Source organism: Alteromonas sp. ABH4_457, from assembly GCF_056160625.1.
In genome coordinates this window covers 385,762-410,203 of record NZ_JBSWXN010000003.1, presented here as the reverse complement: position 1 = coordinate 410,203, position 24,442 = coordinate 385,762, and the positions used below count along the sequence as shown (strand labels likewise).

At 49.2% G+C, this 24,442-nt stretch carries 19 protein-coding genes; 12 read left to right on the top strand and 7 right to left on the bottom strand.

The annotated features are described in order from the left end of the window. The first annotated feature begins 42 nt into the window (after nucleotides 1–42). The 3 genes from ACXAGR_RS08310 to ACXAGR_RS08300 are packed head-to-tail and all read left to right on the top strand — an operon-like array spanning nucleotide 43 to nucleotide 3,460. Nucleotides 43–774 (top strand): ABC transporter ATP-binding protein, encoded by a 732-nt coding sequence (locus ACXAGR_RS08310; protein ID WP_474849291.1) that lies wholly within the window; start codon nucleotides 43–45, stop codon nucleotides 772–774. Further along, nucleotides 771–2,204 carry an ABC transporter permease gene (locus ACXAGR_RS08305; protein WP_474849289.1) on the top strand — a complete coding sequence of 478 codons (1,434 nt, stop codon included), beginning with the start codon at nucleotides 771–773 and terminating at the stop codon, nucleotides 2,202–2,204. Before ACXAGR_RS08310 ends, ACXAGR_RS08305 begins: the two co-directional genes overlap by 4 nt. Next, nucleotides 2,201–3,460 (top strand): DUF3526 domain-containing protein, encoded by a 1,260-nt coding sequence (locus tag ACXAGR_RS08300; protein ID WP_474843990.1) that lies wholly within the window; start codon nucleotides 2,201–2,203, stop codon nucleotides 3,458–3,460. Before ACXAGR_RS08305 ends, ACXAGR_RS08300 begins: the two co-directional genes overlap by 4 nt. A 48-nt stretch (nucleotides 3,461–3,508) precedes the next feature. Here ACXAGR_RS08300 and yjeH read toward each other — a convergent pair whose 3' ends face one another. Then, nucleotides 3,509–4,765 (bottom strand): L-methionine/branched-chain amino acid transporter, encoded by a 1,257-nt coding sequence (gene yjeH / locus ACXAGR_RS08295; RefSeq protein WP_474849491.1) that lies wholly within the window; start codon nucleotides 4,763–4,765, stop codon nucleotides 3,509–3,511. Between the two features lie 156 nt (nucleotides 4,766–4,921). On the opposite strand from yjeH, the gene ACXAGR_RS08290 reads away from it, so the two are divergent. Continuing rightward, nucleotides 4,922–5,341, top strand: a complete 420-nt coding sequence (locus tag ACXAGR_RS08290; protein ID WP_474843989.1) for an Lrp/AsnC family transcriptional regulator — start codon at nucleotides 4,922–4,924, stop codon at nucleotides 5,339–5,341. Between the two features lie 74 nt (nucleotides 5,342–5,415). Here ACXAGR_RS08290 and ACXAGR_RS08285 read toward each other — a convergent pair whose 3' ends face one another. The 5 genes from ACXAGR_RS08285 to ACXAGR_RS08265 form a co-directional block, all read right to left on the bottom strand. After that, entirely contained in the window at nucleotides 5,416–7,467 is a 2,052-nt protein-coding gene (locus ACXAGR_RS08285; RefSeq protein WP_474849287.1) for a TonB-dependent receptor, read from the bottom strand. Nucleotides 7,468–7,543: 76 nt separating this feature from the next. Then, entirely contained in the window at nucleotides 7,544–8,899 is a 1,356-nt protein-coding gene (locus tag ACXAGR_RS08280) for a histidine kinase sensor domain-containing protein (RefSeq protein ID WP_474849285.1), read from the bottom strand. Then, the gene (locus ACXAGR_RS08275; protein WP_474849283.1) at nucleotides 8,896–9,612 is read right to left on the bottom strand and encodes a response regulator transcription factor; all 717 of its coding nucleotides are present in this window, start codon (nucleotides 9,610–9,612) and stop codon (nucleotides 8,896–8,898) included. Before ACXAGR_RS08275 ends, ACXAGR_RS08280 begins: the two co-directional genes overlap by 4 nt. Nucleotides 9,613–9,674: 62 nt before the next feature. Next, a complete protein-coding gene (locus ACXAGR_RS08270) occupies nucleotides 9,675–10,787 on the bottom strand; it encodes a PepSY-associated TM helix domain-containing protein (protein WP_474849281.1) in 1,113 nt (370 codons plus the stop codon). 4 nt (nucleotides 10,788–10,791) lie between these two features. Continuing rightward, nucleotides 10,792–12,858: a TonB-dependent receptor gene (locus ACXAGR_RS08265; RefSeq protein WP_474849279.1), complete on the bottom strand. Its 2,067-nt coding sequence runs from the start codon at nucleotides 12,856–12,858 to the stop codon at nucleotides 10,792–10,794. 63 nt (nucleotides 12,859–12,921) lie between these two features. Between ACXAGR_RS08265 and ACXAGR_RS08260 the strand changes: the two genes are divergently transcribed. The 3 genes from ACXAGR_RS08260 (at nucleotide 12,922) to ACXAGR_RS08250 (ending at nucleotide 17,517) form a co-directional block, all read left to right on the top strand. Next, nucleotides 12,922–13,872: a LysR family transcriptional regulator gene (locus ACXAGR_RS08260; RefSeq protein WP_474843981.1), complete on the top strand. Its 951-nt coding sequence runs from the start codon at nucleotides 12,922–12,924 to the stop codon at nucleotides 13,870–13,872. Nucleotides 13,873–13,972: 100 nt separating this feature from the next. Beyond that, complete coding sequence (locus ACXAGR_RS08255; RefSeq protein ID WP_474843980.1) at nucleotides 13,973–14,584, top strand: LysE family translocator; 612 nt, start codon at nucleotides 13,973–13,975, stop codon at nucleotides 14,582–14,584. 608 nt (nucleotides 14,585–15,192) lie between these two features. Next, nucleotides 15,193–17,517 (top strand): TonB-dependent receptor, encoded by a 2,325-nt coding sequence (locus tag ACXAGR_RS08250; RefSeq protein ID WP_474843979.1) that lies wholly within the window; start codon nucleotides 15,193–15,195, stop codon nucleotides 17,515–17,517. 306 nt (nucleotides 17,518–17,823) lie between these two features. Here ACXAGR_RS08250 and ACXAGR_RS08245 read toward each other — a convergent pair whose 3' ends face one another. Further along, nucleotides 17,824–18,750: an NAD-dependent epimerase/dehydratase family protein gene (locus tag ACXAGR_RS08245; RefSeq protein ID WP_474849277.1), complete on the bottom strand. Its 927-nt coding sequence runs from the start codon at nucleotides 18,748–18,750 to the stop codon at nucleotides 17,824–17,826. Nucleotides 18,751–18,990: 240 nt separating this feature from the next. Between ACXAGR_RS08245 and ACXAGR_RS08240 the strand changes: the two genes are divergently transcribed. The 5 genes from ACXAGR_RS08240 to ACXAGR_RS08220 all read left to right on the top strand — a co-directional run bounded on the left by ACXAGR_RS08240 (nucleotide 18,991) and on the right by ACXAGR_RS08220 (nucleotide 24,402). Then, complete coding sequence (locus ACXAGR_RS08240; protein ID WP_474849275.1) at nucleotides 18,991–19,278, top strand: antibiotic biosynthesis monooxygenase family protein; 288 nt, start codon at nucleotides 18,991–18,993, stop codon at nucleotides 19,276–19,278. Nucleotides 19,279–19,304: 26 nt separating this feature from the next. Next, entirely contained in the window at nucleotides 19,305–20,633 is a 1,329-nt protein-coding gene (gene hisD / locus ACXAGR_RS08235) for a histidinol dehydrogenase (protein WP_474849273.1), read from the top strand. An 8-nt stretch (nucleotides 20,634–20,641) separates the two neighbouring features. Further along, the gene (locus ACXAGR_RS08230; RefSeq protein WP_474849271.1) at nucleotides 20,642–21,415 is read left to right on the top strand and encodes an SDR family NAD(P)-dependent oxidoreductase; all 774 of its coding nucleotides are present in this window, start codon (nucleotides 20,642–20,644) and stop codon (nucleotides 21,413–21,415) included. A 2-nt stretch (nucleotides 21,416–21,417) separates the two neighbouring features. Further along, entirely contained in the window at nucleotides 21,418–21,840 is a 423-nt protein-coding gene (locus ACXAGR_RS08225; protein WP_474849269.1) for a VOC family protein, read from the top strand. A 261-nt stretch (nucleotides 21,841–22,101) separates the two neighbouring features. Next, on the top strand, nucleotides 22,102–24,402 hold the full coding sequence (locus tag ACXAGR_RS08220) for a TonB-dependent receptor (protein WP_474849267.1): 2,301 nt from the start codon (nucleotides 22,102–22,104) through the stop codon (nucleotides 24,400–24,402). The last annotated feature ends 40 nt before the right edge of the window (nucleotides 24,403–24,442 follow it).

Below are 24,442 nucleotides of genomic sequence, written 5' to 3'. Positions count from 1 at the left end.
GTTATAACATTTTCTTTTTAGTGTGATAACGGAACAGAGAAAATGGAACAAACAGCATATGCGTTACAGGCAGATAATCTGTGTGTCACGCTCGGCACGCAACAAATATTAAAAAATATCGCTTTTCATATTGAAAAGGGCGAAGTGCTGGCGCTGTTAGGCGGGAACGGTGCGGGAAAATCGACAACCTTGAAAACCTTTCTGGGTCTTATTTCACCCTCTTCCGGCTCTGCGAAAGTGCAGGGTAAAGAAGTGGCACAACATCCGGAGATCATCCGCGAGAAAGTGGCTTATTTGCCGGAATCAGTCATGCTCTATGAGCACCTGAGTGCTATTGAGAACATCAAGTACTTCATTTCTCTGGCAGGTCTGACACGCAGTACCGGCGATATAGAGTCAGCCCTGAAACGTGTGGCACTGCAAAGTACCGCGTGGCACAAGAAGATGAGCCATTATTCGAAGGGGATGCGTCAGAAGACAGCTATCGCCCTTGCGCTGCTGCGCGATACGCCCATTTTGTTTCTGGATGAGCCCACATCTGGCTTAGATCCCGTTGCTATCGATGAACTGAACCGCCTTATCAGCCAGCTTGCCAGTGAAGGTAAGTCCATCCTGATGGTTACTCACGATGTATATGGTGCCTGCCATGTGGCACACCGGATTGGCCTGTTACGTGACGGCGAAATCGTAGGAACGTTCACTGCTAACCCCGGCGAGAGTATTGATACTGAAGCGGTACACGCAGCTTTCGCGAAGGGACAGGTTGCAGCATGAGCAGGCAAATAATTACTATCGCAAAAGATGAATGGCGATACTGGTTCCGGACGAAACTGGCGATTACTGTATTAATTTTTACGGTTATTCTTACGCTGGCATCAGTGGTGATTACTGCAATGACGGTGGACGCAGATAACCATAGCCGCCATATTCTGCAGTCTGAGTCAGAGCACGCTTTTGAAGACCAGCCAGACCGCCATCCTCACCGGATGGTGCATTTCGGTCACTATTTGTTTCGTACGCCAACACCTCTTGGCCGCATTGACCCGGGCATCGATACATACACAGGTACTGCCATCTTTTTAGAAGGTCACCGTCAGAACGGCGCGACATTTTCGGGCCAGCAGCAAAGTACCGGACTTAACTGGCTGGGTAAACTATCGCCCGCAACCGTCTTACAAATACTTGCGCCTCTGTTACTTATTGTCATGGGCTACAGCGTGATTACCCGCGAAAAAGAGGCGGGTACGTTCACATTCCTCAAAGTGCAGGGTGTATCACCACTCACTTTGATTGCCGGTAAGACCCTGGCCTTGTTCATGGCCGCCGGGGTGGTACTGTTACCGCTGGCCCTTGGCGCGCTTTACGCTGCATTTCAGGGCGCGGGTATCGTTGCTGCACTTTCATTCTTAGCGGGTTACGCACTCTATCTGATGGTCTGGGTGGCGTTAGTTATGCTGGTTTCCGTGCTTGCCACAACCAACCGGAGCAGTTTTGGTGTTCTGATTTTCAGTTGGATCGCTATTTGTCTTGTTCTGCCAAGAGTTTCTGTAAGTGCAGCCACAATGGCCGTCTCGTCGCCCGGGAAGCTGGAGACTGATTTTGCTGTTCTCGAGGAATTACGTACATTAGGCGACGGTCACGACGACAGTGATCCTGCTTTTAAGAAGTTTAAAAGTGATTTGCTGGCTAAATACAATGTAGAAAATATTGAGGACTTGCCGGTTAACTTCAAAGGCGTTGTAGCACAAAAGTCAGAAGCAGACCTCACCGCAGTGATTAACCGGTTTGCGTCGCAAAGCATGAATGAGGAGCAGGCGCAGGCTAATGTTGCCCGCCAGTTTGGCTGGATTTCTCCTACCATTGCTATCCAGACCTTATCGATGAAACTTGCAGCAACCGATCTGGAAAACTATCACCGGTTCCTGAAAGAAGCAGAAGCCGTGCGTTACGATTTTGTGCAGTCATTGAACAAACTCCATGCCGAAGCTTTGTCTTATGCGGATGACGCGAATAAGTACCAGAGTGAAGCAAACCGTCAGAAAGCAAAAGTCGACTCTGCAAACTGGAAAATGCTGGAAGCCTATACGTTTGAGCCCGAATCCGTGACACAGAGACTGGCCTCTGGCAGTACGGCATTTTTTCAGTTAGGTGTGTTGATTGTTGTTTTATTTGGTGCCGTATTTTTTGCAGGGAGACGCGCATGAACTGGACGGATTTAAAGCGTGAATCAGGGCTTATCCTGACTAAAAAGAGTGTGGTTTTCTTGCTGTTTGTTGCGTTTGCTCTGTCGGCATTTTCGGTGTGGACAGGCACGCAGGAAGTAGAAAAACAGCGTGAGACAATATCACGGCTTATCGACGCCGACCGCATCGACCGCGCTGAAGTGCTGGAACAGAAAACCGGTTATGGCAGTGTGGCATACTATGCCTTTAGTCTGACTTACGATCCGCCTTCAAACCTCGCATTCGCCGGGTTGGGAAGCCGTGATTCTTATCCATGGAAGCACCGCATCCGCGCGCTTGCACTGGAAGGGCAAATTTACGAGTCTGATACCGGTAATCCCGAAATGGCTATGGCAGGGCGTATCGATTTCACGTTCGTCATTAGTATTCTTGCCCCGTTGATCACCATCTTGTTATTGCATGATATCCGCGCCGCCGAACGTGCGTCCGGCCGGTATGCATTGCTGGTGGTGTCAGCCCGCCGCAAGTTTGGTTTGTGGTTGCCAAGAACCGTTTCCATGGTGTCGTTCCTGTCTCTGGCGCTGCTGATCCCGTTCTGGATTGGCGCGGTGTGGAACGGGGCGCTGGCTATCCATATTGTTCTGGTGTCGCTGATCACCATATTGCACATCGCATTATGGGCAGCACTCTGTTACTGGTTTGGTAAGAAAGACTCCTCAGCACCTCATCTGGCGTCTGCACTTCTGGGCTTATGGTTGGTCAGCAGCTTCGTTTTGCCGGCGCTGGGAAGTGTGGCCATTGAGCGTATGTTTACAGGGCCACAGGGCGGTGAAATCTTGATGACCCAAAGGGAAGCGGTAAACGGTGCATGGGAGCTCCCGTTTGAAACTACAATGGATGCATTTACCGCCCGTCACCCCGAGTGGAAGCCGTATACAAAGATGGATTCATTGTGGGACTGGAAATGGTATTACGCATTTCAGCAGACCGGTGATCAGGCCGCAGAGCCTTTGTCTCTCGCATACCGCGAAGTGGCGAAACAGAAGTACGAGGCAGCATCCTGGTTGTCGGTATTGTCGCCAGCAAGCTGGGTTTCAAGAAGTGTTACCCGGCTAGCGGAAACCGATCCGGTAGCGGCATGGCATTACGAACAGCAAGTGCGCGATTACCATGAATCATTACGGAAATACTTTTATCCGTACTTATTTAAAGCGCCGGCCTTCGACAGAAGCGAGCTGAGTAAAATGCCTGTTTTTGCGCCTGAAAAGAGCAACTAACGATAACAATGGCCGCCCAAACCCACAGGCGGCCTTTTCTTTTTGTTTTCACTGACAACTGTTGAGCTTCGTTTGCAGGTGGCGCTGCTGATACCAAAGCAGTGGCGCGCACACGCAGAATAATCCCAGCGCATAAAGCATCTTTGTACCCAGTCCCACAGCGATGGTGGCGCAGAACAGGCAGCTTAGCATTACCAGTGGACGGTGCTTTGCTGATAAAAGGCGGACAGCCGCCAGCATACTTGCCAGATAAATCAGTACAAATACGCCGTTAACCCAACCAATCAGGTCTTCCAGATTATAGGCACCGTAGTGAGTGATTATCAAAGTGAGAGTCATGACGACAAGCACACATTGCAGTGCCCGCTGAGGCACGTTGTGCTGGTTGAGGCTTTGGAAGTAACCCGGTAAAACTTTATCGTTGCTTAAACTCCAGGTTAACCGGGCCAGACTGGCTGTGTATACGTTCACGGTTGCCAGACCCCCAGCCACACCGAGTGCACCGATAACCGCCGCACCGCCACCGGAGAAAATTTGATTAAATACGATGACCATGCTCAAAGCATCAGACACCGGCGTGTCGATGAGCAGCCAGGTACAGCCCAGGTAAATTAACCCCACCAGTAATGTGCCGGTCATAATTGCGGGGACTAAATCCCGCCCCGGGTTTTTAAAATCGTCGGCCAGATGGGAAATGGCTTCTATGCCCAGAAAACTCCAGAACGCGATACCCATGGCGGCCAGCATAGGATTCATATCAAAGGGCGTCGTCGTTGCCTCATGGAGCTGTTCGCCCGACGCCACAGGCTGACCTGCCAGCATGGCAATAACTACCAGAGTAATAACGAGCGTGAGCATGAGCTGTAGGGTCGAAGAAAACTGAATACCCCGATAATTAAGCGCAAACAGCAGCGCGATGATGCCCAGTTGAACGGGCAGCGCCCAGTCTGGTGAGAGACCAAACAGCGTTTCGATAAACCAGTACGTCATAATGATGGCCGCGGGCGCGCCAATAGGTACCACAAATAAGAAAAGCAAACCGATAGTTCTGCCTGCAGATTTGCCAAACGCTTTTTCAACAAAATAGGCCGGGCCGCCCGCATGAGGGTAGCGGGAGGAGAGTTTAGCAAACACCATGGCAACGGGCAGTATTGCCACTGTCAGCACAAGCCAGCTGATCATCGCCCAGTGGCCAGCGGTGTTGATGGTCATCTGTGGCAGAATAAATACGCTGGTACCCAGCAAAGTGGTGGTCAGCAGCCCTGCGCCCTGCCAGCGTCCAATTTTGTTATTTGCATCGTGCATGGTGATAAACAAACCCAATCGTACTGCGTTAATTTCAATTGCGTAATATACTGCGTTTTTGCGCTTCATAACGTGTTACTTTGCGTGCATTCAGCGCGTTGTTGCCGTCACTTTGACGGCAGGAAGACTTTTTACCTGCAAAATGACGGAATCACGATGGACAAATTCGATCAGGCTATTCTTGCTCAGCTCCGGCAAAATGCCCGGGCCAGTATTTCAGCTATTGCTGATGAAGTGGGCCTGTCACGTTCCGCTGTCACAGAACGAATTAAGAAGCTGGAATCGAACAATGTGATCCGCGGCTATCAGGTTATGTTGTCAGAATCGCAAAAAGAAGGCGTTGCAGCCTATCTGGAAATCCAACACAAGCGGGCACGGTGCGCGGATGTGGTGCCCTATTTTCGCGCCATTCCTGAGGTAGTGTCGTGCTACGGTGTTACCGGCGAGTGCGACCTGATTGTGCTGATAAAAGCAGAAACCATGCGCCGGCTACATGAAATCCGCGAACATATCGATACCATCGACGACATTATCAAAATCAAAACCCACGTGGTGCTGAATCAGTGGTTGGGGTAAAGAGTGAAAACAAAGAAGGCTGCATATCTTAGTGCAGCCTTATTCAGGACTAATTTTGGTAAAGCGTACTGATATTAAAAATCGTACGTGACCGTGAGGCGAATATCGCGCCCCGCTTCGTAGGGGCCAACCACTAGTTCGTATCCTGCAACGCCACTGTAATCACCGACACTGGAGTGATCGCGATACAATTTGTCGAACAGATTAGTAAGAGCAACATTGGCGATGAAGCTGTCAGATATCTGCCATTGGGCAAAAAGATCTAAAGTGGTATAGCCTGGTTTCTCTAATGCGTACAATGCATCAACCCAACCGTTATCTAAATCGGCATGCAGAGTGTCAATGGTTAAACTGTCTACTCTGGTCACCGTTGCCCCTATAGTCGCGTCGGCATTGATTAAATATTCGACGCCCGCTACCCAGGTATTGCCACGGCTATTACCTAAACCTAAAAACTCATAACCATTGATATCAATACTGCCGTAATCTGTTGAGTACAGCGAACTCCTCGGCGATAACTCTGCATCCATAGAAGAAAAGCCAACGAAGAAGTCAAAGTCAGACCAGCGGTAAGCTAAATCGAATTCAAAGCCTTTTGAATCGATGGTGCCGATATTGTTGTAGACAGAGGTGCTGTTGGCTCCGTCATAGATGACATCATTAATCGCAGAGTGATAAACGGCTGCACGGGCATGTAAGTTATTCGCCTGATATTCTACGGACGCCTCAATATTCTCTGCCGTTTCTGGTTTTAACCCGTCGTTGACGACCGGGTTCTCAGAGCGATCGTACAAATAGCTGTCGATGGTAAAGCCGTCACCGATTTGTTTGCCTCTTGCCGCTTCGGCATAGCTGAGCCCCAGTGTCCATGCCTTTGTGAGCGAATAGGCCAGTCCCGCATTGTAACTCATTTCTGTGTCGTTAAGTTTTGCTGCAGGTTCTGTTATCGGTGTTCCGTAATAATCGTCAAGCAAGATCTTTTGCTCATAGCGGTAGTTGTCATAACGCACGCCGTAGCTCAAAAGTAAGTCGCTGGTTATGTCGCTGTAGCCCTGAAAGTAAATGCCTGTGACACTTCCTGTTTCTCCGTGATCTTCTTCAGGTTGTGCAACGGCATAGCCACTGTCTACTTCATCATTGCGGTAATCAACACCATAAATAAACCGGTGGGCCTGAACATCACTGGTGTTGCGGATATCGAACCCATAGGTGTCAATTTCAGCCAGCCAGTCGAAGCGCCCGCCACGGAAAGAGGAACTGGTCGAGTAAGCAGTCGCTTCTATATTCACCAGTGTATTCACATTCACGCGGTAGTTTGCGACGTAGGTGTCACGTTTTGCTTCACTGGAATAAAGCGGGTCCTCTGGTTGAACTATCCAGTTAGGACGGGCAGAGAACAACCCTTCTTCGTCACGTTGTTCAACACTGAGGGAAAGATACTGGTTTGCCGAAATATTGCCGCTGGCTTTGATGAAAAGCATGCTTTGATCCGCTGATGACCCGCGGATCGCGTTGCCTTCGCCATCTTCCATATCGTTACGATCAATATCACTGTAATAACCAAGTACGCCCCAGGAATCACTTAGCTTGCCATAGACGGTGCCACTTAATCTGCGCCCGTCATTCGTAAAATAGTTGGCTTTCAGCCTGCCGCCAAACTGTTCACCTGTAGCGAGAAGATCATTCGCATCTTTCGTCTTAAAACGAATAGAACCACCAATAGCCCCCGGACCGCTCGTCGCTTCACCGGCTCCGGCCTGAATATCGATTTGTTGGAGTAAATCCGGGTCGAGCGTTACACGTCCAATATGGTGGAATAAAGTAGAAGTCTGTTGTGCGCCGTCCACTGTCACGTTCAGCAGCGCATCTTCCAGGCCGCGAATGTAGATTTTTTGCGCTACTCCCACCGAGCCGCCAACGCTTACTGAGGGCGAATAGCGGAAAATATCTTCCAAATCGTTTGCCTGATAATGCTCAATGTCTTCAGCCGTTATGCTCAGATTGGTAGCCGCTCCGACAACCGTTATTTTTTCAACGGATTGCTGTTCAGGGAGTGCTTGCGCATAGAGATGATATGTAGGGGCTGATGTCGCACAAATGAAGCCGGCAAGCGCGATTTTGTTCACGGTTGAGTCCTTTTCTTTTATGAATAAGAATTATTATCATTAACCTTAAGGGCAAGAGACAGGACTTTTACATTTGTTACATTTGCGGTAAATCCACAGTCATTATAAGACCTGAACCAGCGCCATTAGATGCTGATACTGCGGCCGATATGGCTTTTAATTGTCGCTCAGCAAGTGATAAACCTAGTCCGAAGCTGTTGCTCTCTGCAGGCCTTGATTTATCTACACGAAAAAACGGGCGAAAAATGGCATTCAGGAATTCGGTGGGCACGCCCGGTCCTTCGTCGATGATTGTAATGCGGTAACCATCCACTGCTTTTTCCAGGCTAAGATGTACGCTTTTTCCGGCCGGCGTGTAGCGCAGAGCATTTCGTAAAATGTTCTCTACGGCCTGACCCAGTGCACGATGGTTACTATTATAAATCGTTGCTTCTTCTGGCAGTGAGCCAATTATCTGGCGATCAGGGAATTCAAATCTGGCATCTTCGATGAGCACATCGAGCAAAGATACTAAGTCGATAGATTCATTACGTAATTCCGGCGCTTCGTTTTCTAGCCAGGACAACGTTAGCGTATCGTCGACCAGCTTGCGTATGTGCTGAGACTCTCTATGAACCCGTGTCAGTTTGGTTTGCATTTCTTGTGGAGAACGGGGGGTGTTGGTAAGCAGGTTTTCGATGGCAATGTCGAGCCGCGTCAACGGTGTACGCAGTTCATGTGATAAATCCGTAATTAGCTGCCGTTGGTGAATAATTAAGTCACCAATTCTGTCTGCCATCTTATCGAAAGTCGTGGATAAGTGCGCCAGCTCATCATCACGCTTACCTAAATGCTCTCTTACTCTGACATCAAATTTTCCGGCACTGAATGCGCGGGTGGCTTTCTCCAGCGTTTTCAGGGGAGACATAATATGTCTGTAAAGCACATAACTCAGCGTAATCAGTAAAATGAGAGGCAAAAATACCTGCAAGGAGACCCGCGTGATTGTCCAGTATGAGCCCGGCCTCATCCGCTCAGGCAGTTCAACCAAAAGACTGGTTTTTTCGTCCGAGAATGGAAGCTCCATAATGGGAAAGTAATTTAAATACAGGTGAATTTGCCATTCGGTACTCCGGCCCATATTGTAGCCAGTGTATTCATCTCTGCGGGACGTATTTCCTGCAAGGTGTGTAATTTCCGCCCGCGTGACAGCAGCCCAGATATTTTCCTTTCGCTGTAGTTCAGAAAGCCATTTTTCAAGTGCTTCATCATTCCCGGCCTCAAGGAGCTTTTCAGCGCTGTCACGCCACGCATTGAGCCGGGTGACATCACTTTCCTGCAACATGCTCATGTCACTTTCAATTTGCGTCACTGCGATATCAATAAGATAGAAAAGCGCGACCACTCCCGTGCCGACAATAAGAAATAACTTCCAGAACAATATCCGGTTCATCTCAGGCAATATCCTTTGCCGTGGACGGTTTGCAGGCGGCTACCATCCCATCCGGCCCCGCTTAGCTTTTTTCTGACTCTGCTCATGTGCATATCTAAACTCCGGTCGTACTGACAGAATGCGCGGTGCAAAATGGTTTGATAAAGAAATACCTTACTGAGCACCTGAGTATGATTTCGCATTAAGGTAGTCAAAAGGCCATATTCAGTGGGTGTAAGCTGCAATGCTTGCCCGTTTGCAAAAATTTCCTGTTGCCTGCTAACGGTTTTTAAATCATCGATTTGCAACTCACCATGTTGTAGCGAATTTCCTTTCATAGAGCGTCGCAGTATGGCATCTACCCGTAATAACAATTCTTCTGTATTAAATGGCTTTGACAGGTAGTCGTCAGCGCCGGCGCTCAGGCCACGAATACGTTCTTCTTCTGCATGTTTGGCGGATAAAACCATCACTGGCGTGTCATTACAGCTACGCAGAATGCTCAATACAGTGAGGCCATCCTGGCCTGGTAGCATGATATCGAGAAGGATCAGGTTGAATGTACGGGAGACTGCAAGATTGAGACCTTCATCCCCGCGAAAGCAGGGTGTCGTCAGATAGCCATGGTTGTTCAGAAATTCGCATAATTGATCATTCAGAGACTGGTCATCTTCAATAACGAGTATGCCGGGTCTGCCATCAGAATAGGAAATAGTTTCGGGGGGAGTAGACATACTTATCCAATTAACCTGAACAAAGCATCAATTTAAGTTAAATGATAATTATTATCAATATGTCAGCGGCGGGCGCGCAGCATCCAGCGCCAGGTACCCAGCACAAAAAGCGCCAGTGTCAGCATGCCGGTGAGTAACCACAAAATCCGGCCCGCCAGGGTGAAATAGGTGCCGTCATGTAACGGATGCAGCCAGTTCATGATGGTATTTGTCGCGCCTTGTAGCTGATAGTCAAACACCTCCAGTACCTTTCCGGACGCACCATCGATATATACATAACTGTGAGGAAAGCGGCGGGAAGGGTCGCCTGATACTTGCAAACGAATGCGGTAGTGGGCGCGGGAGCCTTCGGCATCCGGTGTCTCAATCCAGGCGCCTTTACTGTCAGGCAATACCTGCTTTGCGATAGCCAATGCCTGTGCCGGAGAGATAACGGGTGGTGCAGACGTGGCATTCTCAGAGGCAAAGTTGGCGTACTGCGACTGGCCAAAAACAGGTTCCAGCACAAAGCGGGATTCTTCAGGTAGTGCCAGCATGACGCCGGTCACACAGAGTAGTAGAAGCGGAATAGCACTGAATAAACCCAGGGTTTTGTGCCAGTCGTATAGCAGCCCGATTTTATTCGCCTTGCGCTTAAAACGCAGTTGCCTCGCCCATTGTCCCCGTTTGGGCCACCAGGCAATCAAGCCACTGATCAGCAAGTATGTGCACGCAAGGCCCAGGTATCCCACTATGATGCCGCCGGTTTCACCCAGCAATAAACGAAAGTGCAGATTGTAAATCCAGGTAACGAAATACTGCCCCCAGAAATCACGCCGTAGAACGGTGGTGCCATCGGCGGTTAGCCACACCATCATAGGTGCAAAGTCTTCTCCTGCTGTCTCTTTTGGATTGTAATAGCGGGCCGGAATAACTCCAGCGTCGTTTGTGACTTCAAAGCGCCACGAACGGGTTTTATCAGGATAGGCTGCACGCAGTGTTTTAAGTGCTGTGTCATAGTCTGGTGAGGCTGCTGCTTGTTGTGGCTGCCTGGCGGGTAAATTTAAGGCGCTGTCGAGTTCGTTATAAAAAACAAGTATCGCGCCTGAAAGCGCGATGACGGTAAATAGTATTCCTACAGACAAACCCAACCACAGGTGGATTCGTCTGTGAACCTTTCGCCAGTTGATGCCCATATCGTCAGAACTTCAGCATGACTGACGCTGCGACGGCGCGCCCTTCACCCGGACTATGCAGACTCTGGCTACCATCCCACCAAACATACTCATAATATTCATCAGTTACGTTCTTCAACTCCAGCATCACATCGGTGTTCTCTGACACGCGGTATCGGGCCAGCAGATTCAGCAGAGTGAAATCACCGAACGTTCCGGCGTTATTGGCAGAGTTCAGTTCGTAATCTGTCTGGCCACGCAATACCGCTGACAGCATGATTTCTTCATTCAGATAATAATCGGCACCGGCAGAGTAAACCCACTCGGGAACATGATCAATATCGTTGCCCGCCAGTTCGGGTTGATCCGGAGAGGGCGTCTCAATTTCGGCTTGCTGCCAGGCGAGTGTTGCCCACAGAGAAAAATCTTTCGATGGCGACCATGCACCCTGCAAGTCAATACCTTGCCGTTCAGTGGCCCCCAGGTTTTCAAAATCACCATTTGGATCGTTCAGTCGACGTTTCAGTTCGCCGCTGGCCGTTTGATTCCAAAGCGTAAGGCGGGCACTCAGAATAGCATCCGGTTTGTAAGCGAGACCCGCTTCCCAGCCGCGGTTTACTGAAGGTTCCAGATTGGTCTGGCGAGGCGGGATAAGATAAGCGCCTGAGCCCACACCAATTTGAAAGGTTTCACCCCAGTTAGCAAACAGGGTAATGGCATCTGTGGGTAACACTGCCACAGACAGTTTGGGCTGACTAATCGTACCGTAGTCATTTACTGGTGCCGTCACATTATTTAACCGGTCCTCAAAATCACCGGTGACTTTATCTACCCGCCATGCAGGGGTGATACGCAACCAGTCTGCCGGCGCTATTTCACTTTGAATGTACGCGCCCTTAACACGAAGTCTGAAATGCTGATCTCTGGTTTGGGTGTCGGCGATACGGTTGGTACGCAGGTAACGGGCGGAAATATTGTCTTGTCCCTCTATGCTGGCGCCCACTTCAAAGAACAGGTCGTACAGTCCGGAATTTTCCACATCATAGGTGGCGGTTGCTATCACACCATAGTGCTCTTCTTCGGTGTAACGGTTCTGCTGGCTGACTCCGGCCGAAAAAGTCACATAGCGGTCGTCTTCAAGCTTGTTCAACCAACTGGTCACTTTGTAGGTAACATTTTTCGCCGGTTCGCCGTGCAGTCCCAGGCTGTATTGCTGCATTTCCCGGGTACCCATATCTGACGCGTTATAGTCGTTAGTGGCGCGTGGGGCTGAATAGGCTATTTCGCGGGAGAGGTATCCGGCTTCCTGCGCATCGCTGTCGTAATAACGCGCGGTGGCATTTGCAGACAACGTGGAGGAAATGGCATAACCCCATTTGCCCACAAGACTGGTGCGGTCAAACTCGCCATGATCCCGGTATCCGTCACCCTCCCGGTAGCCAATGGCGTAATTCTGGCTGAAATCATCCGATTCGTTTCCAAGTGCTGCCTGTACATCATATTTGCCAAAGCTACCTACAGACAGTCTTGCGTCGGTGTAATCGCCACCGGTGCGGGTAATGAAGTTCACATTGCCTGCAATGTTGTGCAGACCGTAGCGTGAGTCAGTCGTGCCCCGCACCAGCTCCAGGGTGGAAATCTCGATGGGCAGGATCATATCGAGATAGGGCATGTTGCCACTGTTTGCGTTTGACGGAATATCATCGATTAATAGTTTGGCCGCATTCACTTCGCCCTCGCCGTTAAATCCACGAAATGAGAGCTTTCCGCTGGTGGTGCCCTGGTTAAATTCGGTCAGTACCACGCCGGGCATTCTGCCCGCCAGCTGCCAGGCATAATCAATATCTGGCTGACGAACCGCATCTCCGGATAAACGGTCTACAGAGGTAAGCATCCGGCTGGCGTCTGCAGATGCTTTCGCTGTCACCTCAATTCGTTCACCAACAGAAAAGCTTATGTCGCCTTTGCGGCTATTGTCTGCATTTGTCTCATCAGTTTCCTGTGCATTCAGCGATAACGCGATAAACAAAGTGGAAAGCGGAAAAAGCAAAACGGGAGAAACAGGAAGAAAGCGGGCGTTTTTGAAAGGCATAAAATCTCTGACCGAAAGTTTAAAAATCAGCGCGGATTATTCCTTCTCACAGGGTCTGCTACAATGCGACATAATGTCGCACCAGAGCCCGTTATCATGCTCAGAAATACCAACCTCAACTTGCTTCGTACGTTACATGTATTATTGCAGGAAGCCCATGTGAGCAAAGCAGCGCAACGTCTTCATATCACCCAGTCAGCGGTGAGCAGGCAGTTAGCACAGCTTCGGGATATCTGGCAGGACGAGTTGCTGGTGCGAAATGGCAACCAGCTGATCCTCACGCCCAAAGCCGAAATGCTCAAAGCGAAGCTCGACACGCTGATGGACGATTTCGATTTGCTGTTGGCTGAAACCGTATTCGACCCTGAAAATTGGTTTGGCGAGCTGGTGCTGTCGTCGAGTGATTATGTCGCCCAGTATGTCATGCCGGACGTATGCAAGCGGCTCAATACGCAGGCGCCAAATCTGGCGGTGAGTTTGCGACTATGGGAGCCCGAATACATTCACCGGCTCCACGAACTCAATATCGATATCGCCTCCACCATGTTGCCGCAAAAGCCGGATGGCATTTCTGGTATCCGCATTGGCGCGGACCATTCGGTGCTGGTGATGCACCAGTCACATCCACTGGCTTCAAAAAAGCATGTCACCGTGAATGAATTGATTGCTTATCCGCATATTAAAATTACTGGTGGGGCTGACAAAGATACCTTTGTTGATGACATGCTACGGCAGCATGATTTACAGCGTCGGGTTCATTTGCGGGTACCCTTCTTCAATGCGGCATTAAGCCATTTACAAGTATTCGACGGGCTGATGGTGATGCCAGAGCACATTGCTGAGAGCCTTGCTGACACTTGGCAAATTGTGCACAAGCCACTGCCTTTCGACGTTGACGAAAACCAGTACTGGCTTATCTGGCATCCAAAATATGATAACGACATCAGACATAAATGGGCGCGGGAGCAGGTAAAAGACGCTATTGCCCATTGCGAAAGCTCAATCCAACTTTGACCGCTTTTTGGTATTACTCTAAATCATAACTGTAATGATATCTTATGATTTCCAGTTATGCTTATGATGCTTCTACAATGCCGGAAATTGGAGGGGCATCATGACCATCGTTGTATTTTTCACTTTATTTTCTGTTTGTTTGTTGGGAGCCATGTCTCCTGGTCCGAGTCTGGCGGTTGTGACTAAACATGCGCTGTCCGGCGGGCGCTTTAACGGGCTTTGTACTGCATGGGCTCATGCGTCGGGCGTTTTCTTCTATGCGTTATTAACCAGTTCAGGGTTGGCCGTGTTACTGCAACATTCACCGGTGTTGTTTAAAGCACTCACCTGGCTGGGAGCCGGGTATCTGGCCTGGCTTGGTGTAAAATCGCTGATGTCGAAAGGCGGCATTCAGGCGCAAATGCAGTCTGGCAAAAAAGTCTCTGCGCTGGCAGCAGCGGGGGATGGCCTGGCAATATCATTGTTCAATCCTAAGATAGCACTCTTTTTCATTGCCCTGTTCAGTCAGTTTATCGGTGTGGCCGGCAACATGGCGGAAACAGCGGTTATCGTTGCAACCCCTGCATTAATTGACGGGCTTTGGTACACGCTGATTGCCGTGGTGATGTCGAGTCAGGTGGTAGTACAACGGATTCAGGCCAAAGCAGGCATTATTGATAAAGTCACTGGCGGGGTGTTGATCTTACTGGCATTAAAAGCGGTGTCACTTTAAGAAAGTTAAAAAATGAAATCAGCATTGCACTTTTTAATTGATACTATTTAAAGAATCAATTTCTAATCAGCCAGCATTTTAGTCATATTATCACAGTGACTATAAGCTTATCATTCCAGTTGAGTCTTGAAGGTCGTCAGACCTGCTTGTCACCCATAGCGGTTGCGAAAACGGACTTCCCTTATGTTCACTTTCGCAACCGTTTCCCCTGAGTTTCAGTTATTGTCTTCGGCCTGAAGCAAGTATTTCAGAGAGCCCCCGGATTCTACTCTGTTCATACCTGGATGGGACATACAGCCAGTTCCGCAGGTTAAGAAGTGAAAGCGCTGCAAGAGGGTACAATCTGAGGGCCGTTTCTTCTTTCTTAGATTTTTAAAATTCTTTTTATCTATGATGGTATTAATTTCATTGATACCTCTCATCATTAAATTCGCGTTTTAGATAGCGGGAAATCCTGTATTTTGTTTTTTTGTTAATCGAATGTGTCATTAGGAACACGGGTTTAACAAAGGCGATGTGAGTAATGTCCGGTGGCATGGTGAAACGCAGCAAAGATCGCGGTAACCCGGCTAATGGCATTTGCAGGTGAAGACAAACAGGAAACCAAAATGAAAAACACGCAAATTTTCAAAGTAACGGCGCTGGCAGCAGCGATCGCCAGTCCGGTGCTTTACGCCCAGGATGCTGTTGAAGCGGAAGAGTCTAAGGGGTTTGAAGTTATCCTTGTGGAAGCGCAGCGAACCACACAAAATCTGCAGGAAGTCCCGGTGAGTGTGCAGGTGCTCTATGGCTCTGATCTGGCAGAACAGAATATCAATGAACTGACACAACTCTCGGCTCTGGCGCCCACGCTGCAGGTGGGGCAGGATAACACCTACGCCATTCGTGGCATAGGTTCCCAGGTTTTTGCCGAGACTATCGACCCCAGTGTAGCGCTGGCAATTGACGGTGTAAGCCTGGGCCGAAATGCGCTGGCCGGCCAGCCCTTCAACGACATCGCCTCAGTGGAAGTACTGAACGGACCGCAAGGGTTACTGTTTGGTAAAAATGCGTCTGCAGGCCTTGTCAATATTGCGACAAAGCGCCCTGTAATTGATGAAACCTCTGGCAATATTTCGTTTGAATACAATTTAAGAGATACCACGCCAACAGATGCTACGGGTAAAATTGCCAAGGGCACTATTAATCTGCCGGTATCCGAAAATTCTGCTCTGCGTATTAACGCCTTGTATTCGATGCAAGACAGTATTATTGACAACGTTTATCCCAATACTGAACGCACGGATTTAGATCAGGAAAAGTCTGGGATTAAGGTGAAGTATCTGTATGAAGATGGTCCGCTGAGCCTCTATTTTATTGGTGATTACAATAAGAATGAAGGCACCGGAGAGCGCTATGCCAGAACGTTCCGTGCAGTTGATCCTGACAGTGAGATCGTTGCGCTGCTGGAGGCAGATAATATTGTAGCGGGACCGGAAAACATGACCAACAATTCCGATGGTGAAATGTTTCTGGACGTAGAAACCGGTGGTCTGCAGGGAGAGGTGGTTTACGCATTTGATAACGGTATGGAGCTTATCAACATTGCTGCATGGCGTTACTTCGACAGTGACGCTAACTTACATAACGACTTTTCATCATTGCCTGATATCGTAAATAACCCGAACACAAACGAGTATGAACAGTTCTCTAACGAGTTGCGTCTGGTGTTGCCAGCTACAGAAAATTATTCCGGTCAGGTAGGTTTATTCTATTTTGATTCAGAATCGAACATGACTAACAGTCTGGAAGTGCAGGGCCCGCCACCGTTTGTGGCCGTTGGTTTCCCATTCTGTGTGGAAGCTGAGATTTCTGGTCCGCCGCCGGGCTGTCCTTATAGCAACGATGTCTTTTTGGGAAATGACTCTGTTACTACATTGACGCAAACCAGTTATGCCGCATTCGGGCAATTCGATTTTTATCTTTCGGATAAGCTTACTGCTACCGCAGGTGCACGGGTTACGCAGGATGAGGTCTCATCTGATGTGCTGCAAATGCAGAAAGACTATTATGTAGGTATAGGTGGACCCCGTGGTCAATTCTACGAATCGGTAGATAACACTAATCTGAGCTGGAAGCTTGGCGCTCAGTATCAGTACGACGCGGACCTGATGATGTATGTTTCTGTAGGACAAGGCTACAAAGCGCCGGGCTTCAATACCGACAATCAGGATAACGAAGCGATTCCGTTCGCAGTAGAAGATGAAATTTCGACAACCATTGAGGCGGGCTTTAAGAGCAAAGTGCTTGATGACAAGGTGATCTTCAATGTGTCTGTGTTTAATACCGATTTTGATAATTACCAGGCGCAGTCGTTTAATCTCGATGCCCAGGCGTTTATCATACAGAATGCTGCTACTGTAACTTCGCGGGGCGCTGAAATTTCAGTAAGAGCACTGGCCAGTGATAACCTGACCTTTTACTGGGACGCAGCCCTGTTAGATTCAACCTTCGATGAATTTGCACAGGCATCCTGTACACCAGACTCAACGGAGTGTGGCCCGGATGATGCTTTCTTCGATGCATCCGGATATTCCACACCACTGGCGGCAGATTTCACTTCCACGCTGAAAGCGCAATACGAGCAGGAAATCACGGCTACGGTCTACGGATTCCTGAATGCCAGCGTATATTACCGGTCTGATATTAATTACGGTATTGCATCGCCTTCAACTGAACTGGATGCCATCACTACATTTAATATTAGCGCTGGCTTTGAAACCGATGAGGGCTTACGAGTGTGGGTATTCTGTAATAACTGTACTGATGAGAAATACCCCGTCTCTATGGCCTTTGATGCCGGTGAAAATAACCGTGGCTTAACTTCAATTCAGCAAACATGGGGGCTCAACTCAGTGCGCTCTCTTGGCCTGGCAGCCTCCTGGGCGTTTTAATCTCATCCTCAGCCAACTCGCCGGGAGTTGGCTTTTTCGATAAAAATCGCTTGTATATGTGTTAAGTGAATTTTAAATCAAAAAAAGCAGCTTTATAAAGCTGCTTTTTTTAATTCTTTTCGCAATTATGATGACGGCGATTCTGTAATTTCCGGTGATTCCGCATCTTCATTTTTTTCAATAATTTCCGGATTGCACATCGTTAAAATATCGCAAAGAAAATACATCATTTGGAATGTCTCCCGTCTGTAAGATGTACCGAATATACCGCTACACCAATAGCTTTACAAGAGTAAAACAAAAAGTTTACAGGAGTGTGTTCTTTACTAGTGCTGTAATGTCACCGTCGTGACTGAATCCGGCATGCTCTGCGGCTGGCGTAAACAAGGGGGGCTGTTTTCCAAACCCTTCTTCCAGCGCTGCATCCGGCTTCCAGCTGACCAGGTCTTCAGACGCGCCTGTCTGCGAGGCAATTTCCTTAACCAACTCGCGCATACTGGTTCTCACTGCAGGCAGCGTAACCACGCGGCTTACCGGCATTCGTGAGCTGTCCAGCACGGCAGCATTCAAAAGGTTGTTCACACACTGGTTCACTGACATCAGCCACATGGTTGCCTGTTCAGACACCGGGGAAATATAAGTCTGGCCCGCTTTGAGCAAATGAAATACATCACTCAGAAAAGCCGATTTAAGGCCGCTTTTGGCGAGAGGACGGGCGACAATGCCGGGTAGCCTCACTGTAACGGTATCGGCCAGCTTGCGGCGGGAAAAATCAGCTAGTGCCAATTCAATCATGGCTTTGTGAGTACCGTAGGTCATGGCCGGTACAATCGGGGCATTGTCGTCTACCACGTCAGGCATAGGAGCGCCGAGGACTGCTATCGTACTGGTATACACTATACGCGGACGGTGACCATTTTCGCACGCTTTTGAAAACAGGGTCAGTGTGCCATCCAGATTTACCGTTTTGGAGAGTGCAGGGTTCTGTTCTGCTGCACCGCCGGGAACGGCTGCAAGGTGGAAAAGAATATCACAGGGTGATGAGAACACTTCTGACAGCATGGTTTCATCAGAAAAAGGGGTTTCAAATGCCGCCACCCGGTCGTGATTTTTCAGGAAATCGGGCAATACCATATCAATGGCAATCAAATGCCAGTCCGGCTTTGCCAGAATAGCGTCACATAACTTTTGCCCTACGAAACCGCCTGCGCCGGTTACCACCACTCTATTCATTTGTATTTACCTTTTTCTCATTGTGGATACAAATAGTAAAACACCTTTCAAAGGTTAAATATTCGTTTTCCAGATACATTTTATTAATAATTCGGATTCGGATTTCATGCCTTAATTTCTTATAAATACACTCACTGATTTATAACTGTTGACTGCGTGAATTTGTTTATCAGGCAAATATGTCTGGAATTAACAAAGCAATTAACCTGGGAATTTTGGAGTGAAAATATGGTGACAGAAATGGCGCGACTGGTCGTTTCTCCTGAGAGCAAGAGTCGTTTTGAAAAAGCGGTCTCTCTGGCTATGGAGCACTTCAAACAAGCCGAAGGTTGCCACAGCTTTGCTCTGGATGCAGTGATTGAGAACGAAGGCGAATATGTTTTGCTGGTGCGCTGGGACTCTGTCGAAGCACATATGGAAACTTTCCGGCAGTCTGAAGGCTTTGCTGCCTGGCGGTCGCTGGTGTCTGAGTTCTTTATTGCCCCGCCGTCGGTGGTTCACACCAGAACAGTGATAGACGGCTTTTAATTACCCTATTTGTAACGGAGACCACCATGGCTATTTGGTTAAAGCGGGGCGCGGAAGCGCAGGTTAAAGCAGATGCTGACCGCAAAGTACGCGAGATTGTAGAAGCGACACTTGAAGACATTGAAAAGCGGGGCAATGCGGCTATCCGCGACTTATCCGTTAAGTTTGATAACTGGGACAGAGAAGACTACCGCCTGACAAAAGAAGAAATTCAGGCGTGTATGGACTCGCTGTCCCCGCAAGATCTGAAAGATATTGAATTCGCCCAGACGCAGGTGCGTAATTTCGCGCAAATTCAGCGCGACTCCATGAAAGATGTAGAAGTAGAAACTCTGCCCGGAGTGATTCTGGGACACAAGAATTTACCGGTAAACGCTGCCGGTTGTTATGTGCCGGGTGGTAAATATCCGCTGCTGGCTTCCGCTCACATGTCGGTTATCACAGCAAAAGTGGCCGGTGTTCCCCGTGTAATAACTTGCGCCCCACCTTTTAAAGGCAAACCTGCTCCTGCCATTATTGCGGCGCAGGCACTGGCCGGTGCGGATGAAATTTATGCGCTGGGTGGTATTCAGGCTATCGGCGCAATGGCATTGGGCACAGAAACCATCAGTGGTGTGGATATTCTGGTTGGCCCGGGGAATGCGTTCGTTGCTGAGGCGAAGCGTCAGTTATTTGGCCGCGTGGGTATCGATTTATTTGCCGGTCCTACAGAGACCCTGATCATTGCTGATGAGTCGGTAGACGGTGAAATGTGCGCTACTGACATTCTCGGTCAGGTAGAGCACGGACCGGACAGCCCGGGTGTACTGCTGACCAATTCAGAAAAACTGGCAAGAGAAACCATGGCAGAAATTGAGCGTTTGCTGGAAATTCTGCCTACTGCTGACCATGCCCGTAAAGCGTGGGAAACGTTCGGTGAAGTTATCGTGGCAGAAAGCTACGAAGAAATGGTGCAGATTGCTGACGAGATTGCCAGTGAGCACGTGCAGGTGATGACGGCTGATCCGGATTACTTCCTCAAGAACATGACTAACTACGGCGCGCTGTTCCTTGGTCCGCGTACCAATGTGGCGTATGGCGACAAAGCCATTGGCACCAACCACACGCTGCCAACGAAGAAAGCGGCCCGGTATACTGGCGGGTTGTGGGTCGGAAAATTCATTAAAACCTGTACTTACCAGAAAGTGGTTACTGATGATGCTTCTGCATTAATCGGAGAATATTGCTCCCGCTTGTGTGGTCTGGAAGGTTTTGCCGGTCATGGTGAACAGGCAAATCTGCGGGTGCGTCGTTACGGCAATATTGATGTGCCGTATGCCGGAACGGTTACACCCACCGCAAAAACGAAGGTTTAGGAGTCATTATGACAAACAGTACTTTACCGGCACTACCGGACTTTCGTCTGGACGGTAAACGGGCGCTGGTTACCGGCGCAGGGCGGGGCATTGGCCTGGCCATTGCTGCCGGTCTGGCGGAAGCAGGGGCATCGGTAACACTGGTTGCCCGTTCGGCTGGCGAAATTCAAACTGCGGCAGAGTCAATTTGTGCGCGGGGAGATAAGGCGCAGGCTGAGGTACTGGATGTCAGCGATCTCAACGCGGTACGAGAGTTCTTTAAACGGAGCGATCCGTTTCATGTACTGGTCAATAACGCCGGCACAAACCGGCCAAAACCGGTAACTGAAGTCACAGAAGACGATTACGATGCGGTACTCAATCTGAATGTGAAAAGCGCTTATTTTGTCGCACAGTCCTGTATTCAGCGCATGATTGAAGGTGGCATCAAAGGGTCACTAATTCATATCGGTTCACAGATGGGCCATGTGGGCGGCGTCAACCGCTCATTGTACTGTGCATCGAAATGGGCACTGGAAGGCATGAATAAAGCCATGGCCCTTGATCTTGCTCCGCACGGGATCCGCACTAACACAATTGCTCCCACGTTTATTGAAACACCGCTGACCAAACCTTTCTTTGAAGATAAAGCCTTTCTGGCTTCTGTGCTTGAGAAAATCAAAATCGGCAGGCTGGGGAAAGTACAGGATCTTATGGGCGCGGCATTGTTTCTGGCATCAGACGCATCCGCATTAATGACTGGCACCAGCCTGGTAGTTGATGGTGGCTGGACAGCGGAGTAAATATGACTGATAACGTATTACCGGAATTTATATTTCATCATGGCGGTGTAAGTGTACCTGATCTTGAGCAGGCAAAAGCATGGTATGCCAGTGTGCTGGACTTCGCCACCGAGCGGGAATTTTACATTGAGGCTGCAAAGGCGAAAGTGGCCATGGTACGACGGGGCGATTTGCGCTTCGAAATATTTGAAGTGGAAGGGGCGGCTTCGTTGCCTGAAGAAAGGCGACACCCACCACAAGATGTAAAGACCCACGGCAATAAGCATGTAGCATTCAAAGTACCTGATCTGGAACGCTTCCTCGACGTCGTGGAAGCACGGGGGGCGGATGTTGCTTTCGTGGTCAGGGAGAAGTTTGGTAAAGGCTGCTTTATTCGTGACTGTGCAGGAAACCTTATTGAATTTGTAGAAGAAAACAGAAGCTGACTGCCTGCGTTTCTGTTGTCCGTAACGGCAGTGTGATTGTTACACTGCCGTTTTTTTTCGCCTGGAATTCACTATTGCAATTACGAATATATGTCATCCGAAATGGCGATTTAATTTAATTCTCCCGTTTCCCTATTGTTGTTGAGTTGTTAAAGGGTTGTGAATGCCTCAAGCGGTTAACCGGCGCACTATCTCGTCGCCAGGAAAATAAAAATCGTAAGGCGTTTCACAAACGGATGAGAGAACCTGGAGTACAAACCTGTGAACAAAACGCGAATCCCTACCATGCTCGCCCTGGCTGTAGCTGCTGCCGTGACCCCGGCTTACGCCCAGTCAGACAATGAAAACGTTCAGTCCGGCCTGGAAGTCATTGAAATCACTTCCCAACACCGTACTGAGAATGTCCAGAAAGCAGCACTGGCGGTATCGGCCATTTCCACAAAGCAGTTGGAAAAGAGCGGTATCACGCAGCCTGATCAATTGTCATTTTTAGTGCCTGCACTGCAAATCAACAAAACCGGCGGTACAGGAAACAGTTTTTATGTACGGGGTGTGGGTACACAGGGAACGAACGCGTTTGCTGAAAACGCGGTGGCCTTCAACTACGACGGTGTTTACATTGGCCGTCCGGGCTCTGTGGTGGGAACTTTTTTCGACCTTGAGCGACTTGAGCTGCTGAAAGGACCTCAGGGAACGCTTTACGGCCGTAATGCTACCGGCGGTGCTATCAATGTTATTTCCCGCAAGCCTGAGTTGGGCTACACAGAGGGCTACATTAGCGGCAGTGTTGGAAATTATAATTCACGTCAGTTGGCGGGCGCGGTAAATGTTGCTGTCAGTGACAACTCAGCTTTGCGCATTTCCGGGCAGTGGGTCAGCCGCGACGGGTATTTATCAGACGGTTATGATGACGAAGACGGAAAAGCGTTGCGGGTGCACTACCTGTATGCCCCCAATGATAAATATGACGTATTGCTGAGCGGTGACTACTACAAGGCTGGCGGCACAGGTGCGGGTAGTGTGCTGATCTCTGACGGCGCGCCGGCAATTGATGAGCGGATTGGTGGTGCCGATCCGGTAAGTATAGCGGCATTTGAAGCAGCCCAACCCACCTCCTTTTTCCTCAGCCGCCCTGAGTTTGTCAGTACTTACATGGATTTTGAGACCTTCAATTTCTATGACGCTGACGAGGGCGTTGATTACGAAGGCTATCAGGACAGTACTTTCTGGGGGGTGTCCGCCACTATCAACGCTCACTTTGACAGTGGCACGCTGACGGTTATTCCTTCTTACCGCGTGGCTGAGCCTGACACAACCTTCTACTTGCCTGGCTTTCCGGTTATCAATCAGGACGAGAATAAGCAAAGTTCACTGGAAGTGCGCTTCGCCTCAAACGATACCGGCGCAATTAAGTACGTTGCCGGTGCATTCATTTACGCTGAAGATCAAAAATCTTTGTCCTGGGCGGCGCCTTTTTCCTTTGCTGCTTCATTATGGGGGCCGGCTGGTGAGTATGTTTACTCTGATCTAGGCACAGACAGTCAGGCGGTGTTCGGACAAATGACCTGGTCTGCCACTGATGACCTTCGCTTTACTTTAGGTGCCCGTTTCACAGAAGAAGAAAAAGAGATGCAGGTGCGTCAGTCCCCGCTGACGCTGGAAACGTATAACTTATACGACTTTAACAATACGCCCGACACTGTGCAGGCTGAAGACGAGCGCTCTTTCAGCAACTTCACCTACCGTGCGGGAATTGAATACGATGTGAATGCAGATTCCATGCTGTATGTAAACTACACAACCGGCTTTAAATCGGGCGGCTTCTTTGCTGACTCTGTCGATAACTCCTATGAACCGGAAGAAATCGGCGCGCTGGTGGCAGGTAGTAAAAATCGCTTTATGAATAATCAGCTACAGCTGAACATTGAAGCTTTTTACTGGGACTATAAAGATCAGCAGGTGACTTATCTGGGTTACTTACCGTCTGGCGCATTTGGTTCTCTCACCCGTAATGCCGGTGCTGCCACCATGCAGGGGGCAGAGGTAGATATTCAGTATGCTGTCAGCGATTACGGTTTGCTGAAAGCGAATATTCAGTATCTGGATGCCAGTTACGATGAGTTCATTTATGACGGAGCAGGAGCTGACACAACAGTAACCACGTGTGCAACTACTCCCGATGATGACGGTACTACTCTAGTGGTTGATTGTTCCGGTAAACCGGCACTCAATAGTCCTGAATGGACATTGAATCTGGGGTACGAGCACACATTCGAACTCAGTGACGGGCTTTATCTGGTGGGCTCAGTCTGGCATCACTACGAAACAGAACGCTATCTAGATATTGGTTACGAAGATTCACAAAAACAGGATGCTGTTGGTGTCACAGATCTATCATTTACACTAGACAACGGCGGGGCCTGGACAGTGACTGTGTACGGAAACAATATCACTGACGAAACGGTAATGACTGCCGCAATACATCGCCCGGCATCAACCGCTACTTATGCAGCACTGAAAGCACCACGTACTTACGGTGTCAGAGCTAAGTACAACTTCTGATATACAGATAAGAGAAACCCCCGCTGACAGTTAACTGGCA